8 protein-coding genes are annotated in these 7,727 nt (G+C 72.8%); 3 read left to right on the forward strand and 5 right to left on the reverse strand.

Annotated features, from left to right (window positions below):
- The 5 genes from VB739_RS15725 to VB739_RS15745 form a co-directional block, all read right to left on the reverse strand.
- The coding region (locus VB739_RS15725; RefSeq protein WP_323357972.1) for a DUF6880 family protein at nucleotides 1-112 on the reverse strand (112 nt) is incomplete at its 3' end.
- Nucleotides 113-265: 153 nt separating this feature from the next.
- Nucleotides 266-679, reverse strand: coding sequence for a type II toxin-antitoxin system VapC family toxin (locus tag VB739_RS15730; protein WP_323357965.1), 414 nt, complete (start codon nucleotides 677-679; stop codon nucleotides 266-268).
- A complete protein-coding gene (locus VB739_RS15735) occupies nucleotides 670-930 on the reverse strand; it encodes a type II toxin-antitoxin system Phd/YefM family antitoxin (RefSeq protein ID WP_323357966.1) in 261 nt (86 codons plus the stop codon). The genes VB739_RS15730 and VB739_RS15735 overlap by 10 nt, the downstream gene beginning before the upstream one ends.
- Nucleotides 931-1,028: 98 nt before the next feature.
- Complete coding sequence (locus tag VB739_RS15740) at nucleotides 1,029-1,370, reverse strand: hypothetical protein (RefSeq protein WP_323357967.1); 342 nt, start codon at nucleotides 1,368-1,370, stop codon at nucleotides 1,029-1,031.
- Complete coding sequence (locus tag VB739_RS15745) at nucleotides 1,370-3,265, reverse strand: hypothetical protein (RefSeq protein ID WP_323357968.1); 1,896 nt, start codon at nucleotides 3,263-3,265, stop codon at nucleotides 1,370-1,372. Before VB739_RS15745 ends, VB739_RS15740 begins: the two co-directional genes overlap by 1 nt.
- Before the next feature lie 88 nt (nucleotides 3,266-3,353).
- Between VB739_RS15745 and VB739_RS15750 the strand changes: the two genes are divergently transcribed.
- From VB739_RS15750 to VB739_RS15760, 3 genes are all read left to right on the forward strand, one after another.
- Complete coding sequence (locus VB739_RS15750) at nucleotides 3,354-6,287, forward strand: glycosyltransferase (RefSeq protein ID WP_323357969.1); 2,934 nt, start codon at nucleotides 3,354-3,356, stop codon at nucleotides 6,285-6,287.
- The gene (locus VB739_RS15755; RefSeq protein ID WP_323357970.1) at nucleotides 6,284-7,114 is read left to right on the forward strand and encodes a peptidylprolyl isomerase; all 831 of its coding nucleotides are present in this window, start codon (nucleotides 6,284-6,286) and stop codon (nucleotides 7,112-7,114) included. The genes VB739_RS15750 and VB739_RS15755 overlap by 4 nt, the downstream gene beginning before the upstream one ends.
- Nucleotides 7,111-7,727 (forward strand): cyclic nucleotide-binding domain-containing protein (locus VB739_RS15760; protein ID WP_323357971.1); only part of this gene is annotated, 617 nt, incomplete at its 3' end. The genes VB739_RS15755 and VB739_RS15760, both read left to right, overlap by 4 nt.

The following is a 7,727-nucleotide window of genomic DNA, read 5'->3' on the forward strand; positions in this document are numbered from 1 at the left end:
GCCGCCGCTGGATCACCGCCTGGCCGCTCGACACCTCCAGCAGCAACTCCGCCAGCGCCGCCGCCCCCAGGGCCTCCAGGTTGCGGGCGTTGAGGGTGCGCTTGCTGGCCACCGCGTCAGGCCAGGGGGCGCGTGGGCTGAATCGGCATCACAGAAGCTGGCGGGGCCGCGGACGGCCGCACAAAGAGTCGCGACCCTACAGCGAGTGGGAAGTGCTGGCGCTCCTGCTGGAAGACCTGAGGCTGGGGTGAAGCCGTTCCACGCGTCACCCCGCTTCACTCCAGGGATTCAACGTCGGCACACCCGTGGGTGTGAAGTGCCGCAGGTTGCGCGTCACCACCGTGAGCCCGTGCTCCAGGGCCGTGGCAGCGATCAACAGGTCGCTGCCGTCATGGCCAAGTTCGGCCGAGAGTCGGCCCCAGCGCCTGGCAATGGCCACATCCACCGGCAGCAGCCGATCCCCGTAGCTCCGTAACAGCTGATCAAGCCAGCGGGCCAGCTGCCTGGCAAAGGCGGCATCCACAACGCGCTGCCGTGCAAGGCCGCGCTCGATCTCACCGATGCTCACCACGCTCAGAAAGCAATCCTCGTGACGCTGTTCACCGATCCAGGCCACCACACCGGGGTCCCGTTGTCGCCTGCGCAGCTCCGAAAGCACCATCGTGTCGATCAGGAACACGGAAACTCCCTCGGCGTCAGTGGCAGACGCTCGAAGCCGACGTCATCCTGCGGGATCTGCAACAGCATCGCCCCCAGGGATGGCGCGCTGCCCTGATCCAGTCGCCGCAACCGCTCGTACTCCTCGGCGGAGAGCACCACACTCACGAAAACGCCGCGACGGGTGACCTTCTGGGGCTCACCCTTCAAGGCCGCCTCAACCAGGGCGCTGAAACGGTTCTTGGCGTCCTGAAGGGTCCAGACGGCAGCCATGGCCAATTAGGCTAGATGATCTGGCTAGCTTAAGTCCGACCGTCTGCGTCGATCGATTCGCCTGCAGGCCTGTGGGGACCATCACCCCGGCCAACGCCTCAGGGAAATCCGGGGTGTGGCGTGATGATCGCGTCCGGCACCTTCCGCCCCAGCGCCGCCGCCGCCGCCCCTGCCCCCGCCAGCTCCAGCCCCTCCGCCAGGCTCAGCAGCGTCGCCTGCCGCTGGGCCAGGGCCACCGCCTCCTTCGATGCCCCCAGGGCTTCGGCATGGGCAAACGCCAGTCCCGCCTGCTGCTGCTGCTGCCGCTGCTGATCCGAAGGGGCGATCAGCTGACTCAGGGCCACCCCATAGCGCAACCATTCGGCCGGATCGTGGTTCTCCAGCGGGTGGGCCGCGATCACCGCCTGCCACTCCGCTTCCCTCTTGGCCGGTTCATCCATCACAGCTGGCCCTGCTCAGGCTGTCCTTCCAGCCAGCCTGCCAGCGGCGACGCCACCGCCACCGCCAGCAACCCGAAACGGCTGGCCATGGCCTGGGCCAGCGGCAGCCGGTAAGCCCCGCAGGCGGCCAGCAGCACCGTGAACGGCCGCTCCCGGTACAACTGCTCCACCGCCGCCACCAGCCCCTCCAGGCTGTGCTCGAATCCCGCCGCCGGCCGCTGCGGATGGCGGCTCTGGGGCGCGGCCAGGCAGCGCAGGCCGAACGCTCCGCCTGCAAACAACCGCCCCGATTGATGGGCCTGGCGGATCGCTTCGGTTCCCTCCGTCGTCACCACCACCACCTCCTCACCCTCCAGCTGCGCCAGCAGCCCCACCCCGCTGGCGGCCTGCCGCAGGGTCCCGATCCCCTCCAGCCCCCACGGCAGCCACAGCCCCTGCGTGGCCGGCTGGGCGCTCCACACCTGGGCCTGCAGCAGGGCCTGCAGGGCCGGCTGGGCCCACTGCCGCAGGCTTTCCCGCGGCGCCTGGGTGGAGGTGTAAAACCCGGCCTCCAGCTCGAAACGGCGCAGCGCCTCCAGGGTGTCCGGCAGGGCCGGAAACGGATCGGCCGCGGCCGCGCTCCAGAAGCCGGCGTCATGGTGGCGGCGCCGCAGCTCGGCCAGGGCGTCGTCCACCGCCTCGCCAGCGCCTCCGGCCTGGCGCAGCACCGCCAGCTCCAGCGGATCCAGCTCCACCACCAGCCCGCCGGCCGCCCAGTCCACCGGCGGCAACGGGGCGATCTGCGGCCCCAGCCGCTCCTGCCAGAGCAGCGCCGCCCGCCGCAGCACCCTCAGCGCCGCCTCCGCCAGCGGCAGCCCCCTGGTGTCCAGGCTCTCCAGCAGGCTGGCGATCGGGTGGCAGGCCGGCCATTCCCTGGCCGCCCACGGCGGCAGAAACCCCTCCAGGGCGGCCGCCGCCCCCTCCCCATCCCCATCCAGAAACGGCGCCAGGGAGAAAACCTCCGGCCCGGCCGCCGCCGCGGTCGCCACCAGCCGCAACGGGGTCCGGGGCCCCTCCACGCCCGGGTCTTCCCCGTCCTCCAGCCATTCCGCCTCCAGCACCTCCAGCCCTTGCGCCGCCGGCTTGCCCTGCTGCAGCAGTTCCAGGCTGAAGCGGGCCCGCAGCAGGGCAGCCTCGAACGCCTCACGCTGCGCCGCCGCCACCGGCAGCCGGCCCACCCGCGCCACCAGCAGGCCCAGCTCCTGCTCGGTCATGGCGCCGGGGGCCGGCAGCGCCTCGATCACCTTGGCCATCGCGGCGCGGCAGCCCATCGCCACCCACGCCGGCACCGGATCCAGCAGTTGCGCCAGCCGCAGGAACAGATCCAGGCAGGGCTCCGCCGCGGCCGGATCCACACCGATCCGTTGTTGCCAGGCCAGGGCCCCGTGCTGCACCAGCTGCTGCTCCAGCACCGGCAGCCAGCTGGGCACCTCCCAGGGTTGCGCCGCCGTCGGCTCCAGAATCCTCGCCATCCGCAGGCAGAGCGCCCCGTCGCCAGCCCGTTCGGCAACACTGAAATCAACCGTTTCGCCGTTGCGGGGAACCAGCCGTTCGTGCACCTGGCCCGTCAGCTGTCCGAGCAGATCGCCGTAGCGCTGCCACAGCACGGCGGCCACCTCGGGCCGCGCCGCCGCCAGCTCGCCCACATGGCCCACCAGGTGGTCGTGGGCCGCCAGGGCCGCCTCCAGCCTCCCCTGATCGATCGCCTCCCGCAGGGCCGCGGCGCTGGCCTCCGCCAGCTCCGCCAGCAAAGGATCCGCCGGGGCCTCCGCCCGGGGCTTCTCCCGCAGCGCCGTGAGCAACTGGTGATGGGCCGCAAAGGGCAGCGTCAGCTCCCGCAGGAGCCTCAGCGGCACCCATACGCCCGGCTCAGCATCGGCAGGGTCCTTGCCTGAGCGAGACAAAGCGGCTTGGGGGCAATAGGGTTCGGCCAACGATTCCAGCATGGCTGCGATGCTCGCCGAGCCGCCCGGCACCCTGGAACCATCCAGCTCCCTCCTGGCCGACCGGCGCCGCCCCGGCCTGGTGGGCCAGCTGGAAGGCTGGAGCCCGTCCGGCGGCCTCAGCGGCTGGGCCTGCCCCTGGCCCCTGCAGCCCCAGGGCCCGCCCCTGCGCCTCCAGCTCGTGCTGGAGGATCTGCTCCAACCAGGCCAGCGGCTGGTTGTCGCCGAGCTGATGGCGGCCGAGGCCCGGCCCGACCTTCTGCCCCTGGGCATCGAGCAGCCCTGCGGTTTCCGCTTCTGGTGGGGGGCCTCCCAGCCCCTGCCCCCCTTCTCCCAGGGGCTGGTGCTGCGGCTGTTCGCCGCCGGTGAGGCCGGCCCCGAGCTGGCCGGCAGCCCCCTCCGGGTCGACGCCGACACCTACGGGCAAATCGCCCACCAGCGCCAGCACGGCCCCGCCCGCGAAGGCGCCCTCACCGCCTGTCAGGCCCCCCTCCTCCACGGCTGGGGCCGCGGCCCCGAGCCCCTGGTGCTCCGCCTCGATGGCGCCGCCACCCTGCCTATCGCCCCCCCCGAGCCCCTGAGCGAGGAGCCCTGGCCCTTCCAGCAGCTGCTCCCCGCCGCCCTCGCCGACGGCGCCATCCACCACCTCCAGCTGGAAACCGCCGCCGGCCAGGTGCTCGATCAGCGCTTCGAGCTGCTCCCCTTCCACCTCACCCCCTGGGCGGCCCTGCAGCAGCACGCCCGTCCCCCCTTCCCCGACGAGCTCTCCCCCCTCGCCCGCGAGCACTACCGCAGCCTGCGCACCTGGCTCGCCTGGGCCGATGCCCACGGCACCCCCCTGCCGGCCGATCTGCCCCGCCTGCAACGCCTGCTCGAGCACCCCCTGCCCCGCACCGAGGGGCCCCCACCCCCCGCCGGCCACAGCGAACCCGGCCCCGACGGCAGCCCCGTGCCCCGCCAGCCCCTGCAGCTTTCCCTCTCGGCCGAGCCCCTGGTCTCGATCGTGATCCCGGTACACAACCAATACGCCATCACCTTGCGCTGCCTGGCCGCCATCGCCTATGCCCCCACCCGCATCCCCTTCGAGATCCTGGTGGTCGACGACGGCTCCTCCGACGGCACCGCTGGCGCCCTTGCCGAAGATGCCCCCGGCGTGCGCCTGGTCCACCACGACTTCGCCCGCGGCTTCAACCAGGCCTGCTGCAGCGGCGCCGCCGCCGCCCGCGGCAGCGTCCTGGTGCTGCTCAACAACGACACCGAACCCTGCGCCGCCTGGCTGGAGGAGCTGCTCGATCCCTTCGAGCGCTGGCCCGACACCGGCCTGGTGGGGGCCCAGTTGCTTCTCCCCGATGGCACTCTCCAGGAGGCCGGAGGCATCGTCTGGGGCAACGGCGAACCCTGGAACTACGGCCGCGGCGGCAACCCCCACGACCCCCGCGTCGCCTACGCCCGCCAGGTGGATTACGTCAGCGGCGCCGCCCTGGCCATCCGCCGCGAGCTCTGGAACCGGCTCGGTGGCTTCAGCCCCGAGTTCTCCCCCGCCTACTACGAAGACACCGACCTGGCCTTCAAGGTGCGCCAGGCCGGCCACAGCGTGCGCTACACCCCCCTGGCCCGGGTGATCCACCACGAAGGCGTGAGTTGCGGCACCGACACGGAGGCCAGCTCCGGCCTCAAGCGCTTCCAGGCGATCCACGGCCCGATGTTCCAGCGCAAGTGGGCCGAGGCTTTCGAAGGGCCCACCGAACCGAGCCTGGCCGAAGCCGAGGCCATCAAGGACCGGGGCATCCTCGGCCGCGCCCTGTTCCTCGACCAGGAAACCCCCCGGCCCGACCGCGATGCCGGCAGCCACGCCGCCCTGGTGGAGATGGAGCTGCTCCAGGCCCTCGGCTGGAAGCTCACCCTGCTGCCCCTCAACCTCGCCTGGCTGGCCAGCTACTCCGAAGATCTCCAGCGCCGCGGCGTCGAGCTCATCCACGCCCCCTTCGTGCTCTCCCTCGACGACTTCCTGCGCGAGCGCGGCCGCGAATTCGAGCTCATCTACCTCACCCGCCACACCGTGGCCACCCAGGCCCTGCCCCTCATCCAGCGCTACGCCCCCCAGGCCCGGCTGCTGTTCTGCAACGCCGATCTGCACCACCTGCGCCAGCTGCGTGCCGCCCGGGCCGAAGGCCTCGACGGCGACGCGGCCCGCCGTGCCCTGGAGGCGGTGGAGGAGGTGAAGCGCCAGGAACTGGCGGTGATGCGCCAGGTGCACCTCACCTTCAGCTATTCGGAGGTGGAACGGGCCGTGATCGAGGCCGAAACCCTCGGCGAGGCCGCCACCGCCCCCTGCCCCTGGGTGGTGCACGGCCCCGAAACGCCCGCCCCCCTCGAGGGCCGCAGCGGCCTCGCCTTCCTGGGCAGCTACGGCCACCCCCCCAACCGCGACGCCGTCGAGGCCTTCCTGCGCCAGGTGTGGCCGGAGCTGCACCAGCAGCGGCCCGAGCTGCAACTGCACCTCTATGGCAGTGGCCTGACCGCCGATCTGGCCGCCCGCTGGGGCGCCGAACCGGGCGTGATCGCCACGGGCTGGGTGGCCGATCCCGCCACGGTGTACGGCCAGCACCGCGTTTTCCTGGCGCCCCTGCGCTCCGGCGCCGGCCTCAAGGGCAAGGTGGTGGCCGCCGCCGCCCATGGCATCCCCCAGGTGCTCAGTCCCCTGGCCGCCGAGGCCACCGGCCTGCGCCATGGCCAGGAGGTGCTGATCGCCCGCACCCCTGACGACTGGTGCCAGGCCGTGCTCCAGCTCAGCGACGACGACGACGCCTGGCGGGCCATGGGCGCCGCCGCCTTCGCCTACGCCCGCGCCACCTGGAGCCGCGAGCGCGGCCTGGCCCTGATGGCCGACGCCCTCACCCGCCTCCAGCTGCCCCACCAGGTGCCTGCCCCATGACCACCCCCCGCGACACCCTGCCCGAAACCCTCTCCGGCCTGCACGAGCCGGCCGTGGTGGAGCTGCCCCCCGGCCGCCCCTGGCTGGCCCTCTCCGAGCTCAACCGCCTCATCCGCCAGCAGGGCCAGGCCCGCCCCCTGGCCCGGGCCTGGCTGCTCGACCAGCTGGTGCACGCCATTCCCCTGCCCGCCGACCAGGAGAAGGCCCTGATGGCGGCCTTCCTCGAACGCCGTGGCATCACCGCCGACGACCAGGTGCCCGCCTGGCTGGCGGAACGCAACCTCGCCTTCGACGACCTGCGCATCCTCGCCACCCAGAAGCAGCGCCTGCAGCGCCTGGTGCGCTGCCGCTGGGCCGATGAGGTGGAGGTGCGCTTCCTGCAGCGCAAGCCCGAGCTCGACCAGGTGGTCTATTCCCTGCTGCGGGTCGACGACGAAGACCTCGCCGCCGAACTGCACCACCAGATCGCAGAGGGCGAAGCCGATTTCGACAGCCTCGCCCCCATCCACTCCGCCGGCCCCGAGCGCCATTGCCGCGGCCAGATCGGCCCCCTCTCCCTGGCCGCCGGCCACGAGAGCCTGGTGAGCCGCCTGCGCCGCGGCCGCCCCGGCCAGCTGTTCGAGCCCTTCCAGGCCGGCGACAGCTGGGTGGTGCTGAGGCTCGAACAGTTCCTGCCCGCTGAGTTGAACGAAGCCACCAGGGAGCGCATGATGGGCGAACTCTTCGACGAATGGCTCGAGCAGCGGGTGCGGCTTCTCCTTGAGGGCCAGCCCCTGCCCCCCCTCGACGCCTTGCTCGCCCTGCTGCAGGAGGACCCGGCCCCATGACCTCCTCCCCCGGCGCCGTAAGCGGCCTGCTCAACGACTTCACCCCCTTCGAGCGCCTTCCCGCCGCCCGCCTCGAAGCCATCGATCCCCTGCTGGAGCCCCGCCGCTTCCGCATCGGCCAGACGCTGCTGCGCCCGGACGTGCTGCCCGAAGGCCTGCTGCTGATCTGCAGCGGCCAGCTGCGCAGCCTCGGCCCCAGCCCCAGCGGCCGCGGTCTGCGCACCATCGAACGCCTCGGCCCCGGCACCATCGCCGGCTGGGCCGGCCTGCTGCGCCGCGCCCCCTGCGAGCACCTGCGCGCCACCACCGAGGTGGAGGCCCTCCACCTGCCCGCCGCCGCCTTCCGCGACCTGCTCGCCGGCCATCCCGAGTTCGCCGCCTGGTTCGCCAACCAGCCCAGCGCCGCCGAACTCCACGCCCTGCTCCTCGGCCTGGCCAAGCGGGATCCCCTCGGCGAAGCCCTCCTCGACGACTGGCCCCTGCCCGCCGAGCAGGTGCGCCTGCGCAGCCTGCGGCCCGGCGCCCCCCCCGAACTCGGCCTGCCCCCCGGCTTCCGCTGGTACGCCAGCAGCGGCCTGCCCCTGGCCGAACCCTGGAGCGATCGCCCCCTGGT

This window comes from Cyanobium gracile UHCC 0281 (genome assembly GCF_034931305.1).
Lineage (GTDB): Bacteria > Cyanobacteriota > Cyanobacteriia > PCC-6307 > Cyanobiaceae > Cyanobium > Cyanobium gracile_A.